The organism is Stenotrophomonas sp. a6 (genome assembly GCF_030913325.1).
Classification (GTDB): domain Bacteria; phylum Pseudomonadota; class Gammaproteobacteria; order Xanthomonadales; family Xanthomonadaceae; genus Stenotrophomonas; species Stenotrophomonas maltophilia.
Window position 1 is genome coordinate 285,438 of sequence record NZ_CP133161.1, and the last position, 15,241, is coordinate 300,678.

The 15,241-nt window shown below is 67.4% G+C and carries 12 protein-coding genes; 4 read left to right on the forward strand and 8 right to left on the reverse strand.

Translation table 11 applies throughout. The features are described from left to right. Positions 1–44 precede the first annotated feature (44 nt). The 5 genes from Q9Q79_RS01325 to Q9Q79_RS01345 all read right to left on the reverse strand — a co-directional run bounded on the left by Q9Q79_RS01325 (position 45) and on the right by Q9Q79_RS01345 (position 7,849). The gene (locus Q9Q79_RS01325) at positions 45–2,903 is read right to left on the reverse strand and encodes a TonB-dependent receptor (protein ID WP_099527613.1); all 2,859 of its coding nucleotides are present in this window, start codon (positions 2,901–2,903) and stop codon (positions 45–47) included. A gap of 392 nt (positions 2,904–3,295) precedes the next feature. Then, entirely contained in the window at positions 3,296–4,618 is a 1,323-nt protein-coding gene (locus Q9Q79_RS01330) for an ABC transporter permease (protein WP_005407726.1), read from the reverse strand. A 13-nt stretch (positions 4,619–4,631) separates the two neighbouring features. Continuing rightward, positions 4,632–5,789, reverse strand: a complete 1,158-nt coding sequence (locus Q9Q79_RS01335; RefSeq protein WP_005407727.1) for an ABC transporter permease — start codon at positions 5,787–5,789, stop codon at positions 4,632–4,634. Between the two features lie 14 nt (positions 5,790–5,803). Beyond that, complete coding sequence (locus Q9Q79_RS01340) at positions 5,804–6,493, reverse strand: ABC transporter ATP-binding protein (RefSeq protein WP_004137569.1); 690 nt, start codon at positions 6,491–6,493, stop codon at positions 5,804–5,806. A gap of 102 nt (positions 6,494–6,595) precedes the next feature. Continuing rightward, positions 6,596–7,849 (reverse strand): efflux RND transporter periplasmic adaptor subunit, encoded by a 1,254-nt coding sequence (locus Q9Q79_RS01345; protein ID WP_201863756.1) that lies wholly within the window; start codon positions 7,847–7,849, stop codon positions 6,596–6,598. A gap of 202 nt (positions 7,850–8,051) precedes the next feature. Between Q9Q79_RS01345 and Q9Q79_RS01350 the strand changes: the two genes are divergently transcribed. The 4 genes from Q9Q79_RS01350 to Q9Q79_RS01365 are packed head-to-tail and all read left to right on the forward strand — an operon-like array spanning position 8,052 to position 11,547. Next, positions 8,052–8,948: an ABC transporter ATP-binding protein gene (locus tag Q9Q79_RS01350; RefSeq protein ID WP_111118135.1), complete on the forward strand. Its 897-nt coding sequence runs from the start codon at positions 8,052–8,054 to the stop codon at positions 8,946–8,948. Continuing rightward, entirely contained in the window at positions 8,945–9,727 is a 783-nt protein-coding gene (locus Q9Q79_RS01355) for an ABC transporter permease (RefSeq protein ID WP_062605995.1), read from the forward strand. The genes Q9Q79_RS01350 and Q9Q79_RS01355 overlap by 4 nt, the downstream gene beginning before the upstream one ends. A gap of 6 nt (positions 9,728–9,733) precedes the next feature. Continuing rightward, positions 9,734–10,948, forward strand: a complete 1,215-nt coding sequence (locus Q9Q79_RS01360; RefSeq protein WP_062605992.1) for a sensor histidine kinase — start codon at positions 9,734–9,736, stop codon at positions 10,946–10,948. Then, positions 10,945–11,547 (forward strand): response regulator transcription factor, encoded by a 603-nt coding sequence (locus tag Q9Q79_RS01365; RefSeq protein ID WP_005407733.1) that lies wholly within the window; start codon positions 10,945–10,947, stop codon positions 11,545–11,547. The genes Q9Q79_RS01360 and Q9Q79_RS01365 overlap by 4 nt, the downstream gene beginning before the upstream one ends. Positions 11,548–12,097: 550 nt before the next feature. Here the strand turns inward: Q9Q79_RS01365 and Q9Q79_RS01370 are convergent. The 3 genes from Q9Q79_RS01370 to Q9Q79_RS01380 all read right to left on the reverse strand — a co-directional run bounded on the left by Q9Q79_RS01370 (position 12,098) and on the right by Q9Q79_RS01380 (position 15,238). Next, entirely contained in the window at positions 12,098–12,634 is a 537-nt protein-coding gene (locus tag Q9Q79_RS01370; protein ID WP_088436371.1) for a cytochrome b, read from the reverse strand. Then, on the reverse strand, positions 12,631–13,734 hold the full coding sequence (locus tag Q9Q79_RS01375) for a catalase family peroxidase (protein ID WP_076739070.1): 1,104 nt from the start codon (positions 13,732–13,734) through the stop codon (positions 12,631–12,633). The genes Q9Q79_RS01370 and Q9Q79_RS01375 overlap by 4 nt, the downstream gene beginning before the upstream one ends. A 136-nt stretch (positions 13,735–13,870) precedes the next feature. Beyond that, positions 13,871–15,238 (reverse strand): M17 family metallopeptidase, encoded by a 1,368-nt coding sequence (locus Q9Q79_RS01380; RefSeq protein WP_012478900.1) that lies wholly within the window; start codon positions 15,236–15,238, stop codon positions 13,871–13,873. Between the last annotated feature and the right edge of the window lie 3 nt (positions 15,239–15,241).

Consider the following 15,241-nt stretch of genomic DNA (forward strand, 5'->3'; position numbering starts at 1 on the left):
CGCCAGGAGAGAGAGATGGCGGTGGCGGGAACGCGGTTGCAGGCTTAGAAGCGCTGCTGGTACTTCATGTACATGAAACGACCGATGTCGAAGCCACCGTAGTAGGTGAAGCTGCTGTTCGGCTGGCTGTACATGATCGGACCCTGGTGGTCGAAGACGTTGTTCACGCCCAGCGACACGGTGCCGTCCCACGGCAGGCTGTAACGCACCTGCAGGTCGTGGAAGGTGTTGGAGCCCACCTTGCGGCTCGGCTGCGCATCGGTGTACGGCGAGACGAAGCCGGCCATGTTGCAGTCCGGGCCACCGGCCAGGTCATACGAGCAGGCTTCCTTCATGCCCGAGTAGTAGCGGGCGGTCCAGCCGATGCCCAGGTCACCGTACTGCCAATCCAGGTTGAAGGTCGAACGCACGCGGAAGTTGCCCTGCCAGCCGGTCTTCTGCTCCACCGGCGTGGTGGCGGCGCTGTCGTTGCGCTGCTCCAGGTAGTCGGTGTAGGTGGTGTTCCAGGTGGCGGCAAAGCGGCCGAACGCGGTTTCCGGCAGGCGGTAACGCAGGCTGAAGTCGTAGCCGGCGGTTTCGCGGTAGCCCGCATTGACCAGCGAGCGGTCCAGCGACGTCACCTGACCCAGCGTCTTGGCGCTGGTGGAACGGGTGAAGCGGCCGCACGCCGAATCCACACCCTGCACGTAGCACTGGTTGAGGATGTCGGTGGCCGACTCACCCACGATCGCGTTGTCGATGCGGATCTTCCACCAGTCCAGGCTGACGTCCAGGCCCGGCACGAACTCGGGGCTGTACACCAGGCCCACGGTCCAGGTCTTGGCGGTTTCCGGCTTCAGGTTCGCATTGGAACCGGAGTCGAAATCGGCGATGCCCTGCTGGCCCGGACGGTTGGCGACGTTGCCTTCCGACGCGGTCTGCTGGCGGAAGTCCGCCGGCACCTTCAGCGCCTGGCAGCGTGCGGCCACGGTCGCGCTGCTGGCAGCGATGCCAAACGAGGTATCGCACGGATCGGTGAACGAATCACGGCTCTTCACCGCACCGCCGTACAGGTCGTCCACGGTCGGCGCACGGAAGCCGGTGCCGTAGGTCGCGCGCACCAGCAGGCTGTCGATCGGCTTCCACTTCAGGCCGAACTTGCTGTTGGTGGTCGAACCGAAGGTGTTGTAGTCGGTGTAGCGGCCGGCCAGGTCCAGCGATAGTTCACGCGCGAACGGCATGTCGGCCAGCAGCGGTACCTGCAGCTCCAGGTAGACCTCGTTGAGCGAGTAGTCGCCACGGGTCGGCTGGCCGGTGGTGCCGGCAATCTGGCCCTTCTGCACCATCAGGTCCGGGGTGTAGCTGGCTTCTTCGTTGCGGTGCTCGAAGCCCATCGCGGCCATCACGTCGCCGGCCGGCAGGGTGAACACCGAACCGGAGATGTTGGCGCTGGCGACCTTGGTGGTGCTCTTCATCTTGTCGACGAAACGGGTGAACAGGTAGTCCTGCACGTCCTGGTTGCTCAAAGAGCCCGGGCCCGCATAGCCCATCGGCGCGGCCGGGTTCCACGGCACGCAGCCGGCGATCACTGCACCCGGGCTGCCGCAGCGTGCCACGGTGCCATCCATGAAGGATGGGCCGACCGCCAGGTCGACATGCGGCTGGTACATGCTGCCGGTACCGATGCGCTCGCCTTCATTGCGGTTGTACATGTAGCTGACGTTCCAGTCCCAGTAACGCGAACCGGTTTCGAAGCTGCCTTCCAGGCCGATGCTGGCGCGCTTGGTGTCCAGGTTGTTCTCGGTCGCACGCGGCATTTCTTCGGTGCGGTGCGAGAACAGCACGTCCTGGCCCCAGTGGTTGAACGCGCTGTCCTTGGACAGGGCAGCACGGGAACCGTTGCGCGCCTGTGCGGTGGACACCGAGTAGGGGTAGCCGGCCAGGTGCTTGGTCGACTCGCGCTTGCTGTACAGCGCGTCGGCCACGATGCGCAGGTCATCGGTGATCGAGAAGCCACCGTTGGCGAACACCGAAGTGCGCTCCAGGCCGCTCAGCAGGCTCATGTTGGTCTTGGTGTTGGCACCATCGGCCGGATTGGGCGTGTGGAAGTTGGCCTTCTGGCTCGGGTCGCCGCCCGGGCCCACGGTCAGCGACTTGCCGTCGACGGTGACGCTGCCCCACTGCGTGGTCTGGTTCAGTGCCTTGACGTCGTCGGGATGGCGCGGGCCACCCGGGTAACGGCTGAACTCGCGCTCGCTGCCGAGAATCTCGTCTTCCTTGGTGCGCTCGGCGCCGACGCTGAACCAGCCGCGGTCGAAGGTCTTGCCGAAGGTGGCGCTGTAGGAGCGCTTCTGGCCGTCACCCTCACCGTACTGGCCGACGTAGACGCTGGCTTCGCCACCGTCGAAGTTCTTGCGGGTGATGATGTTGACCACACCGGCGATGGCGTCCGAGCCGTACAGCGCGGACGCGCCATCGGTGAGCACTTCCACGCGCTCGACAATCGCCGAGGGAATCGAAGCCAGGTCGGAGTAGCCACCGGCGCTGACGCCCATGCGGCGGCCGTCGATCAGCACCAGGCTGCGCTCCGGGCCGAGGTTGCGCAGGCTGACGTACGTGCCGCCGAAGTCGCGCGAAGAACTCAGCGACGACGAGCGGCTCAGGCTCGGTGCGCCGGCGGCGGTGACGTCCTGCAGGATGTCGGCGACGTTGATGTAACCCTTCTTCTCGATCTCGGCGCGGCTGAGCGCGACGACCGGCTGTGCGGTCTCGACACTGGCCTGGCGGATGCGCGAGCCGGTGATTTCGATGCGATCGAGGTTGGTCGGGGTATCGCCGGCGCTCTGTGCGAAGGCGGGGGTGGTGCAGCTGGCGGCCAGCGCGATGACGATCGCGTTGCGCAGCGGATTGGTTTTCAGGGACATCCGTGAAATCTCGTGTTTCAGGAAAAACAAGCGCCCGTTCTATGGACGCGTGGGGTGCTGCAAACCAACGTGGGGGGGCGATTCTAGAATGTTTCCATTCGTAACTGTTTGCCTCTGCGCCGCGGATGTGCGCGAAAATGAATCGCAACCAACAATCCACAGATGAGATGTGCGCAACGTCACGCGCGTTGCGCTTGCGATGGGCAGAGGCATCGATAGCGGCGTATTTCCCGCAATCTGTAGCCGTGCGCGTGCGCCGGCATCCATCTACGCACGGCGTGGATCTACTGGACGTCCTGGCTCACCACCAAGCGTGGATGACGCGCAAAAGAAAAGGGACGGAGCCTTCGCTCCGTCCCCTGCGTGATGCGCAGTCCACCGCTGCGTGATGCTCAGGTTTCGCGCAACGCCGTGGTGATCGGCAAACGGGCCGCGCGCAGCGCCGGGAACAGGCCGCCGACCAGGCCGATGCCCAGCGCCCATTTCAGTCCGGTCCACAGCAGTTCCGGCGACACGTGGAACTTGAACACCACCGCGCTGAAGTTGCTGCCGATGGTGGACACGCTGTAGCCATTGAACAGCAGCCACGCCACCGCACACCCCAGAAGGCCACCCAGCAACGCCAGCAGCATGGTCTCCAGCATCACCGCCGTCACCACCGGCAGGCCGCGGAAGCCGATCGCGCGCATGGTGGCGATCTCGCGCGCACGGGTGGCCACGGCCGCATACATGGTGTTGAGTGCGCCGAACACTGCACCCACCGCCATGATCGTGCCGATCACCTTGCCGAGGATGTCGATCAGCTTGGTCAGCCCGCCGCCCTGCTTGCTGTAGTAGACACGGGTGGTTTCCACGTCCAGTTTCAGGCGCGGGTCAGCGGCGACCGCTGCCTTGAACTGTTCGAAGCCGGCCTTGCCATCGGTACGCACGCTGATCGACTGCCAGGCGCTGCGCTGGTAGGTGGTGGCCAGCGTATCGGCGTCGGTCCACAGCTCCGAATCGTGCGCATCGCCGGTGGCGAACACGCCGACCACGGTCCAGGTCTGGTTGCCCAGGGTCAGCGTCCTGCCCACGTCCATGTCGCGGAACTGGCCCTTGGCACCCTGGCCGACCACGATCTCGCGCAGGCCGGCTGCGAACTTGCGGCCTTCGATGATCTTGACCTTGTCATGCACGGCCCAGGCCTGCGGACCAACGCCGCGGAACTGCGCGTTGACGTCGGTGCCGTCGGACTTCGACACCAGGTTGACCACCTGCGACAGCTCCGGCGACAGCAGCGGCCGGCCTTCGCCATCGCGGCTGATACCGGGCAGGGTGGACAACGTCGGCACCTGCTCGCGGGTGATGACCGAGTTGGTCTCGGCCTGCGAGCCGCCGCGCAGCACGATGGCGGTGGTGTCGTCGCCGGTGTTGTTGAGCGTGGCCTGGAAGCCTTCGCCCATCGCCAGCATCGCCACCAGCACGCCGACCACGCCGGCGATGCCGACCACGATCACCGAGGACGCGCCCCAGCGCTGCGGCAGGCTGGCCACGCCGATGCGGGTGGCGGCCAGCGCCAACCGTCCGCCACGGGTCAGCAGCAGCCACAGTGCCACCAGCACGGCCACGGCCAGCACGCCAAACCACGGCAGGCTGATCCACAGCACCAGGCCGATCACCAGCAGCAGCACCGTCAGGCCGTTGCCCAGCCATTTCTTGAGTTTGCTCTTGAACATGTCGGTGTCCTCCTCAGCGGCCGGCCAGTGCGTCGACGATCTTCAGGCGCTTGGCACGCAGCGCCGGCAACAACCCGACGATGATGCCGATCACCACGATCAGGCCCAGCCCCATCAGCCAGGTCGGCGTCGGTACGTGTGGCGGCAGCATGCCCATGCTCTTCGGGCCGATCGCCGGCAGGATCAGTGCGGCCAGGCCCATGCCGATCAGGCCGCCCAGGCCGATCAGCAGCACCGACTCCACCATCACCAGGGTCAGCACGGTGCTGTCCTTGAAGCCCAGCGTCTTCAGCGTGGCCAGCTCCGGCACGCGCTCGCGCACGGCCTGCGCCATGGTGTTGCCGGTCAACAGCAGCAGGGTGAAGAACACCGCGCCCATGATTGAAGTGACGATCATGCCGATGTCGGCGAACTGCTTGACGAAGGCCTGCTGGAACGCCGACTCGGTCTGGGTCTTGGTCTCGTGGTCGGAGTTGGCCGAGATTGCATCAATGGCCTGCGCTACCCGCGAGGAATGATCCGGGTTGTCCAGCGTCACCGTGTACCAGCTCACCTGGTTCTTGATGTAGTCGTTGGATTCATCGAAGTACTTCCAGTTCATCATCAACTGGCGTTCTTCGTTGGCCGCCAGCGCTCGGTCCTTGGAACGGTAGATGCCCTTCAGTTCCAGCGGCCAGTCGTTGCTGCCGCCGCGCGGGAAGATCGTGGCCTGTAACGGGATGGTGTCGCCGATCTTCCAGCCGAACTGCTTGGCCAGCGATTCGCCGACGATGGCGCCGGTGCGGGTCTGCTTCCAGTCCTCCAGCTGGGCCGGATCGATCTGCAGTTCGCGGTAGACATCGAAGTAGTTGGGCGACACTGAGAAGTTCGGGAAGAAGTTCTTTGGATCCTGGTAGATGCCGCCGAACCACATGCCGTAGGCCACGTCGCGCACGCCGGCCACCTGGCGGATCTGGGTTTCCAGGCGGATCGGCAGCGACTGGGTGATCGACAGCCGCGAGGCCACCACCAGGCGATTGGCGCCTTCCACGCTGCCGCCGGACGAGAACGCCACGCGCACCGAGTCGAGCATGCCGAACAGCAGGAACGCGGCCACCACCGACAGCAGGGTCAACAGGGTGCGCGTGCGGCTGCGGAACAGCTGCGCCCACACCAACGAGAAGTATTTCATCGCCGTGGCCTCCGTCAGTGGGCCAGCGGCGCGTCGGCCAGCTCGCCCTTGTCCAGGTGCACCGTGTGCGTGGCGTACTCGGCGGCCTTCGGGTCATGGGTGACCATGATGATGGTCTTGCCGTGTTCGCGGTTGAGCTGCTGCAGCAGGCCGAGGATCTCCTCGGCGGACTGGCGGTCGAGGTCGCCGGTGGGTTCGTCGCAGATCAGGAAGGTCGGGTCGGAGACGATCGCCCGCGCGATCGCCACGCGCTGCTGCTGGCCGCCGGACAGTTCATTGGGGCGATGGCTGCGGCGGTCGGCCAGGCCGACCAGGGTCAGCGCGATCTCGGCATTGCGGCGGCGCTGCGCGGCATTGAGATGGGTCAGCAGCAGCGGCAGCTCCACGTTCTTCTGCGCGGTCAGCATCGGCATCAGGTTGTAGAACTGGAACACGAAGCCGACGTGGTGGCTGCGCCAGGTCGACAGCTGGCCGCCGCTCATCTGGTCGATGCGCTCGCCTTCGATGCTGATCTCGCCGCCGCTGGGGTTGTCCAGGCCGCCGATCAGGTTGAGCAGGGTGGTCTTGCCCGAGCCGGACGGGCCCATCAGCGCGACGAAGTCGCCGCTGGCGATGTCCAGGTCGATGCCGTGCAGCACCTGCACTTTCTCGGGGCCACGCTGGTAGGTCTTGGTGATGTTGCGCAGTGAAACCAGGGTCGACATGGGTGGTTCTCCACGGAAGGCGGGAAACGGGGAAGCGCACCTGCGGTGGCCGCAGGCGTGCGTCGAGCGGTGTTGCCGGCGGCGCCCATGGGCGCCAGGCCGTTACTGCGCTTGTTTCTGTTGCACCTTGGCGCCATCGCGCAGGGTGTCCGGCGGGTTCACCACCACCGACTCACCCGCGCTGACGCCCTTGAGGATCTGGCGGTCCTTGCCCATCGCCTGGCCGGCCTCGACCGTGCGCTGCTGCACGCGGCTCTGGTCGCCCAGTACGAAGGCCACCGAGGCGCCCTCGCGCTGGACCACCGCGCCAGCCGGCACGCGCACGCCCTGCGGTTTGGCGGCCGCCTGCGGCTGCGCCTGCTCCAGGAAGCTGACCCGCACGCCCATCTCCGGCACGATGCGCGGGTCCTTCACCTTCAGCGCCACGCGCACCTTCACCGTGGCCTTGCCGCGGTCGGCAGTGGGGATGATGGCGATGACCTCGCCCGGAATCTTCCACTCCGGATAGGCATTGAGCGTGGCTTCCACCGGCATCTTCGGTTGCACGCGGCCGATGAAGGCCTCGCCGACCTCGACTTCGATCTCCAGCGAGTCCATGTCGACGATGGTGCCGATGCCGGTACGGGTGAAACCACCGCCCGCCGACAGCGGCGAAACGATTTCGCCCGGCTGCGCGGCCTTGGCGGTGACCACGCCGGAGAACGGCGCGCGCACGATGTTGTTGTCCACGCCCAGATCGGCAATGGCCAGCTGGTCGTTGGCGACCTTGACGTTGCGCTGGGCCGTTTCCAGCTGCGCACGCAGGCTGTCACGCTGGGCCACGGCCTGGTCGTACTGCGAACGTGACACCAGTTGCTGGCCGACCAGCGCCTGCAGGCGGCTGGCTTCGGCGGCGGCCTGCTTCTGCTGTGCCTCCAGCCCGGCCACCTGGCTGCGCGCGGCCTGCAACTGCGAGGCATACAGGCTGCGTTGGGCGTCGGCATCGATCGGGTCCAGCGTGGCCATGATCTGGCCCTGCTCCACGCGCATGCCCTCCTCGATCATCACCTCGCGCACCTTGCCGGTGATCTTGGCCGAGACCGTGGCCATGCGCCGGGCCACCACATACCCGCTGGCATCGAGCACTGAACTGCTGGCGTTGCCCTGCTGGATGGCCACCGCCGGCGCGGTTTCCACCTCCACGGCCGGCGCGCGGCCGAGCAGGAAGGCCACGGCAGCGGCGATCAGCAGCACGACCACGATGATCGCGATCCACAGCCAACGACGGCCACCGCCATTGCTGCCACCACCGGAGGCGGGCGGCGGCGACTTGCGGTCGATACGGAGTTCCTTCAACAGCTCGGCAGAAGCGTTCATTCGTTCCATCACAGGCGTTCGGGCGGGTGTGGCCGGAAGCGCGGACGGCGGCGGTTCCGGCGGTGGAGCGTGCGGCACAGCATGAAGGCAGGCACAGCGATGACGGCAGTGACAGCTGTCATCCGATGACACTGACGGCGGCAACTGCGAAATGTGACCACGGCGGCACAGGATGGCAACGTCCCCGCTACCGGTACCGCCCATGGATCCGATCGCCCCGTCGCTGGCCCGCCTGCAGCAGGTGCAGGTGCGCTACCGCGACCATACCGCCCTGCAGGGCATCGACCTGCAGGTCCGCGCTGGCCAGGTGCTGGCATTGCTGGGCCGCAACGGTGCCGGCAAGAGTACCGCGATCAGCGTGCTGTTGGGCCTGCGCCGCGCCGATGCCGGCCAGGTCGAGCTGCTCGGTGGCGACCCGCAGCAGCGCAGCAGCCGCCTCGGCCTGGGCGTGATGCTGCAGAGCACCAGCCTGCCGCCGATGCTGCAGGTGGACGAACTGGTGGCGCAGGCCAGCGCCTGCTATCCGGACCCGATGCCGCTGCAGGAGGTGCTGCAGCGCGCAGGCCTGCAGGCACTGGCAGGCCGTCGCTACGGTCAGCTGTCCGGTGGCCAGCAGCGCGCGGTGCAGTTCGCCATCGCGCTGTGTGGCCGCCCGCGCGTGCTGTTCCTGGACGAGCCCACCACAGGCCTGGACATCCAGGCGCGGCAGGCGATGTGGCAGGCAATCCGGCAGCTGGTGGCCGAAGGCTGCGGCGTGCTGCTGACCACCCACTATCTGGAAGAGGCCGAAGCGCTGGCGCAGCAGGTGCTGGTGCTGGAGCAGGGCCGGGTGCTGGCCGATGCGCCGTTGAGCGAGCTGCGACTGGCCGATCGGCCGCGCCGCATCCGCTGCCGCAGCGTGCTGACTGTTGAAGACGTACAGCAGTGGCCGGGCGTGCAGCAGGTGCAGCGTGATGGCGAGCACCTGCAGTTGATGGCAAGCCCGGCCGAGCCGGTGGTGGCGCGCCTGCTGGCCGCCGATGCACAGCTGCGTGAGCTGGAAGTACAGGGCGCGGCACTGGCCGACGCTTTCCTCGACATGACCCGGGAGGCCGCATGAACACGATGACCCGTACCGGCACTACACCCGCGCCGGTATCGGCGTGGCGCCAGGCCTTGCGCCCGTACGGCGCTGAACTGGTGGCCGAGCTGCGCCGCGCCTGGCGTACACCCGCCTTCGCGGTGCCTTCGCTGCTGTTCCCGGTGCTGTTCTACCTGTTGTTCGGCGTGCTGTTGGGCCGCGGCCATGCACCGCTCTACCTGCTGGCCACCTACTGCGTGTTCGGTGCGATGGCCCCGGCCCTTTTCGGCTTCGGCGTGCAGCTGGCGCTGGACCGTGAAGGCGGCCTGCTGACCCTCAAGCGAGCGCTGCCGATGCCGGCGGCGGCACCGTTGCTGGCGCGACTGGCGATGGCCGTGATGTTCGCGTTGCTGGTAGCCGCCCTGTTGATCGGGGTGGCGCGCGCGCTGGGTGGCGTGCAGCTGCAGGCAGTGCAGATGCTGCAGCTGCTGGCGGTGGCGGGCCTGGCAGCGCTGCCGCTGGGGGCGATCGGCCTGCTGATCGGCAGTCATGTCAGTGCCAGCGCGGCGCCGGCGATGGTCAACCTGGTCTACCTGCCGCTGGCCCTGCTGTCGGGCCTGTGGCTGCCGTTGTCGGCGCTGCCCCAGCTGTTCTCGATGATGGCACCGCTGTGGCCGACCTGGCATCTGGCGCAGCTGGCGCTGCCGGTGGTCGGGCTGCCGTCGGTGGGCAGCATGGCCGGCCACCTGCTGGTGCTGCTGGCGGTCACGGTGGTGGCGCTGCTGCTGGCGCGCCGCCGCCTGCGCCGGATCGGCTGAACTGGCATGATCGGCAGCGATCATTCCCGCCTGGATTCTTCCGTGTCGTCGAGCTGGCTTGCGTCCCTGCTGCGCCCCGCACCGGACTCGGCGGTGGCCGACCTGCTGAGGCGTGGCAAGTCGCCCTGGAGTGGTGCGATCCACCTGCTGTGGTCGGTCTGGATCTTCCTTACCCCGGTGCTCGGCAATGGCTTCACGGTGCGCTGGCTGCTGCTGACCGTGGCCAGCTATCCGCTGTTCCTGCTGCTCTATGCGAAGGTGATGCTGGCGCCACGGCACCACGCATGGCGCTATGCGCTGGGCATGATCCTGATGGCCCTGGTGCTGCTGCCGTGGTATCCGTCGGGACTGAGCTACTTCGTGTTCGGTTGCGTGATGATCCGCATGAGCAGCCGTGGCGGCTGGTGGGTGTACCTGTTGCAGCTCACCGGCCTGAACCTGTTGTTCTGCGGCGCTGCGCTCTACGTCGGCTATCCGTGGCAAGCCATGGTGTGGATGCCGGCCGTGTCGTTCATCGTCGGCCTGGTGGTGAACGTGGAGGCCTTGAGCCATCAACGGGACGTTGCCCTGCAGCTGTCCCAGGACGAGGTGCGGCGGCTGGCCACTACCGCCGAGCGCGAGCGCATCGGCCGCGATCTGCATGACCTGCTGGGCCACACGCTGTCGCTGATCACGCTGAAGCTGGAGCTGGCGCGCAAGCTGTACGACCGTGATGGCGCGCGCGCGCGGCAGGAGATCGGCGAAGCCGAAGCGATCGCCCGCGAGGCGCTGGCCCAGGTGCGCAGTGCGGTGACCGGCATCCGCGCCAGCGACCTGGCCGGCGAGCTGGCCTCGGCGCGCCTGCTGCTGGAATGCCAGCAGGTACACCTGCAGTACACACCGCCGCCGCCGATGCCGGTCGACGTGGAACGTGGGCTGGCGCTGGTGCTGCGCGAGGCTGCGACCAACATCGTGCGCCACGCACAGGCGACCCGGGTGCAGGTGGATTTCATGCTTGAGGAACGACAGTTGGTGATGCAGATACGCGATGACGGCCGCGGTGGCGTACAGGCCGAGGGCAACGGATTGTGTGGCATGCGCGAACGGGCGATGGCGCTGGGCGGCCAGTTGTCACTGCAGTCGTCGCGCGGAGAAGGCACGGTAGTGACCGTGCGCGTGCCACTGGTGGCCGCGACCACGCCGCTGTCGCCAGCGTCATTGGCACGGGATGGTGCCGCATGATCCGCATCCTGCTGGCCGAAGACCAGGCGATGGTGCGCGGTGCATTGTCGGCGCTGCTGGGCCTGGAGCCGGACATCGAGGTGCTGGGCAGCGCTGCCGACGGCGAGGCGGCGTGGCGCATGCTGCAGCAGCTGCAGCCGGACATTCTGGTCACTGACATCGAAATGCCTGGCCTGTCCGGGCTGGAACTGGCCCAGCGCATCGCCCGCCACGAGTTGCCGATCAAGGTCGTGATCGTGACCACCTTCGCCCGTGCCGGCTTCCTGCGCCGCGCGCTGGAAGCGGGCGTGCTGGGCTACCTGCTGAAGGACGCACCGGCCGAGAACCTGGCTGATGCCCTGCGCAAGGTGAAACAGGGCATCCGCGCGATCGACCCACAGCTGGCACTGGATGCGTGGTCGCAGGCCGACCCGCTGACCGACCGCGAACGCCGCGTGCTGCGGCTGGCGGGCGAGGGCCGTACCGCCAGCGAGATTGCCGAGCAGCTGGGGTTGTCGCATGGCACGGTGCGCAATTACCTGTCCGAGTGCATCGGCAAGCTGGGCGTGGCCAACCGGATCGAGGCGTACCGGCTGGCGCGGCAGAAGGGGTGGTTGTAGCGGCGCCCAGCTGTTCCCAATGATGTTTCCGCGACCGCGGGTGGGTGTCACTTTCTTTGCGCGCAAAGAAAGTAACCAAAGAAACGCTCCGCCGGCCGCGAGCCGGCGTGCTTCGCACGCCGGTGCCCTGCGCTCCTCGGTCCGTCGAGGGACGGCGCGGGAACTCGCTGCGCTCAGACACCCGCACCTCTTCGCCCTCGCCGGACCTGCGGTGCTCGGCTCGCTCAAGGCGGATTTGAAGGGCAAGATCAACAACAAGAGCATTCACGCGCGGCGTGGATCTACGGGGTGCAGCTTTTGCCTTTGACGTCGGGTCCGCCTTTTAGCGAGCCGAGCATCGCAGGGGAATCAGGGGCGTAGAGGCGCCGATGTCTGAGCGCAGCGAGTTCGGCGCCGTCCCCTGATTCACCGAGAAGCGCAGGGCACCGGTGCGCAGCACCGGCTCGCGATCTGGCGGCGTGTTTCTTTGGTTACTTTCTTTGCGCGCAAAGAAAGTGACACCCCTCCGCAGTCGCGGAAACAATCCGCCGGGAACACCCGGCGAATCCGCTCAATCCTTCCCGCGCGCCATCGCCTGGAACACGCCATCGCGCCGCACCCACAGGTGGAACAACGCCGCACCCACGTGCATCAGCACCGTGGCGAACAACACATACGCCAACAAGCTGTGCGCATTGCGCAGCGCGGCATACAACGCCGGGGTGTGCGGCACGATCGGCGGCAGGTGCAGGCCACCCCACAGCACGATCGGGTAACCGCCGGCCGACAGCATCGCCCAGCCGATCAATGGCATCGCCAGCATCAGCGCATACAGCATCCAGTGCGAGGCCTTGGCCGCCATCACCTGCCATACCGGAAGATCCGCCGGCAGCGGCGGCGGGCGATGGCGCAGCCGGTTGTACAGGCGCAGCAGCACCAGCAGCAGGATCGCGATGCCCAGTGGTCGGTGCAGGTCGATCAGCATCGGCCGCAGGTGCAGCGAGGCGACCATGGTCACGCCGATGAACAGCATGGCGATGATCATCAGCGCCATGGTCCAGTGCAGCACCCGCGCCAGCAGGTTGAAGTGGCCGTTGCCGGTGCTCATCGTGCGGCCTCCTTCGGTTGCTCGACGTTGCCGCTGGCGCGCTCGCGCTCGCGGCGGTTGAAGGATTGCGAGTACACCGCAGAGCGTGCGGCCAGGATCGGATCGTCACTGCCGCGCACGCCGCTGGGCAGAATCAGCGGATCGAAGTTGATCTGGCCGCACGCGCCTTTTTCCTGCGACTGCATGCGGTCCAGGCTGAGTACGCCGGCCACCACCTGATCACGCGACTCGGGCCACGGCACCGAGGGATCATCAATGGCATCACCGGGCTCGGCGGTGGTGACGACCAGGTTCCAGCGCACCGGGCCGCTGGCCATGCGCTGTTGCAGTTCCTGGCTGAGGAAATCGACGCTGGCCTGCTTGCGCGTTTCCGCATCCATCTCCACCACCGGCGCCTGCGGCTGCCAGCGCCAGCGCACCGCGCGCTTCTGGCCCTGCGCGTTGGTGAACCAGAAGCTGTTGACGCTGTTGAAGGTGGTGTCAGCCCAGCTGCTGGTCCAAGGTGCCGTCCTGGCCCACTGCTGGAACGCCTGTGCACTGGGGTATTTCGCCAGCACCGCGGCCATCTTCTGCGGGTCGGGCTTGCCGGTGGCCGGGTCGGGAATGGAGGCGCGCGTCTGCTCGTAGAACGCCTCGGCATCGGGCACCGCGAAGAACGGGAAGCTGTTCATTGCCATCCGCCATTCCTGGCCGTCATCGCTGACCAGCTGCACCGCCAGGCTGCGTACGCGCGCGGTGTTGTCGGCGCCGTAGGGATCACCGCCGCCGATCGACAGGCGGCCCATCACCGGCACGCGGCGCTGCGAGAACACCCGTGCACTGGACAGGGTAGGGGCCTGTGCACTGGGTTCGAACCAGCCGCTCACGCAGATGCCCTTGCTGTGCGCCCGGCGGAACCCGGGATGTGCCGGGCCGGTGGCTTCGATGGTGTCGGTGAAGCGCTGCGCGGTCAGGCGGCCGCCAATCCAGCCGGCCAGCCAGGCGAAGGCCAGCGCGACCGCACCCAGGATGAGTGCGATCAGTGCGATCCAGAGCAGGGGTGAATGCTTGCGTGGCGCGCCAGGCGTCTGGCCAGCGCGGGTGTAGCGGAAGAGCGACATGGTCGGAGTCCTGCCTTCACGGAGCGTGTGGGTGGTCGACCCACACATCCTCGCAGAACCCGGCCGGGGCCGAAATTCAATTTTTCGTCAGATTTTCCGGGGACGGGGTGCCGACCAACGGTCGGCACCCACCCGATCAGCTGTAGCGCTGCTTCAGCATCGCCCACGCCGAGCGCAGCGCCAGCGCTTCGCCACCGGCCGGACGGCCCGGGCGCTCGCCGTCGTTCCAGGCATACACGTCCAGATGCGCCCAGCGCTGGCCGTCTTCCAGGAAGCGTTCCAGGTACAGCGCGGCGGTAACCGAGCCGGCCATGCGCGAACCGGCGTTGGCCAGGTCGGCGATGCCGCTGCTCAGGTAGCGCAGGTAGGGGCGCCACAGCGGCATGCGCCAGACCGGGTCGCGGGTCGCGTCACCGGCCTGCAGCCACTGCTGGGCCACCGTGTCGTCGTTGCTGAACAGCGCCGGCAGGTCCGGGCCCAGGGCGATGCGCGCGGCACCGGTGAGGGTGGCGAAGTCCAGCACCAGGTCCGGTTTCTGCTCACCGGCGAAGGTCAATGCGTCGCACAGGATCACGCGGCCCTCGGCGTCGGTGTTGTCGATCTCCACGCTCAGGCCCTTGCGGGTGGCGATGACCTCGCCCGGACGGAACGCATCGGGGCCGATCGCGTTTTCCACTGCCGGCACCAGCAGGGTCAGGCGCACCGGCAGCCCGCGCGCCATCACCAGGCCGGCCAGGGCCAGTGCGTGCGCGGCGCCGCCCATGTCCTTCTTCATGTTGCGCATGCCGTCGGCCGGCTTGATGTCCAGCCCGCCGGTATCGAAGCACACGCCCTTGCCGACCAGCACCAGTGCCGGGTCGGTTTCCCTGCCCCAGCGCAGCACGACCAGGCGCGGCGCACGGTGCGAAGCGCGGCCCACGGCGTGGATGGCCGGGAAATTCTGCTTCAGCAGTTCGTCGCCGGTAATCGCCTCGACCTGCGCACCATGTGCATGGGCCAGCGCGCGCGCGGCGTCTTCCAGCTGCTGCGGGCCCATGTCTTCGGTCGGGGTGTTGACCCAGTCGCGCACGCGCAGGCTGGCGGCGATCAGGTCGGCCACTTCGCCGGTCGGCGAGGCCACCAGCTGCGCCGGTGCGCGGTTGCGCTTGCGATAGCGGTCAAAGCGGTAGCTGCCCAGGCCCCAGCCCAGCTGCAGCAGCGCCAGTTCGGCGGCAGGCAGTTCATTGGCCAGCTGCCAGACGCTGCCTTCCGGCAGCGCGTGCGGCGCATGCGCATAGCTGTAGGCATCGGCACGATCACCCACGCCCATCACGGCACCGGCCAGGCCATCGGCGCCCGGCAGCAGTGCCACGCTGTGGGCGCCGGCGTTGAAGCCCTGCGATGCCAGCCACGCCTGCGTGGCAGCCGGCTGGCTGTCCTTCCAGGCGGCGAACTGCTCGCGGTCCAGCACGTACAACGGCAGCGCCGCAGCGGTGTCGGCGGTGAAACCAGTGATCTCGCTCATGCG

Coding starts and splice junctions, on each gene's coding strand:
- Q9Q79_RS01380 (WP_012478900.1), bottom strand. CDS start 15,238: ATGAGCGAGATCACTGGTTTCACCGCCGACACCGCTGCGGCGCTGCCG.
- Q9Q79_RS01365 (WP_005407733.1), top strand. CDS start 10,945: ATGATCCGCATCCTGCTGGCCGAAGACCAGGCGATGGTGCGCGGTGCA.
- Q9Q79_RS01340 (WP_004137569.1), bottom strand. CDS start 6,493: ATGTCGACCCTGGTTTCACTGCGCAACATCACCAAGACCTACCAGCGT.
- Q9Q79_RS01375 (WP_076739070.1), bottom strand. CDS start 13,734: ATGTCGCTCTTCCGCTACACCCGCGCTGGCCAGACGCCTGGCGCGCCA.
- Q9Q79_RS01345 (WP_201863756.1), bottom strand. CDS start 7,849: ATGAACGCTTCTGCCGAGCTGTTGAAGGAACTCCGTATCGACCGCAAG.
- Q9Q79_RS01355 (WP_062605995.1), top strand. CDS start 8,945: ATGAACACGATGACCCGTACCGGCACTACACCCGCGCCGGTATCGGCG.
- Q9Q79_RS01335 (WP_005407727.1), bottom strand. CDS start 5,789: ATGAAATACTTCTCGTTGGTGTGGGCGCAGCTGTTCCGCAGCCGCACG.
- Q9Q79_RS01325 (WP_099527613.1), bottom strand. CDS start 2,903: ATGTCCCTGAAAACCAATCCGCTGCGCAACGCGATCGTCATCGCGCTG.
- Q9Q79_RS01350 (WP_111118135.1), top strand. CDS start 8,052: ATGGATCCGATCGCCCCGTCGCTGGCCCGCCTGCAGCAGGTGCAGGTG.
- Q9Q79_RS01360 (WP_062605992.1), top strand. CDS start 9,734: ATGATCGGCAGCGATCATTCCCGCCTGGATTCTTCCGTGTCGTCGAGC.
- Q9Q79_RS01330 (WP_005407726.1), bottom strand. CDS start 4,618: ATGTTCAAGAGCAAACTCAAGAAATGGCTGGGCAACGGCCTGACGGTG.
- Q9Q79_RS01370 (WP_088436371.1), bottom strand. CDS start 12,634: ATGAGCACCGGCAACGGCCACTTCAACCTGCTGGCGCGGGTGCTGCAC.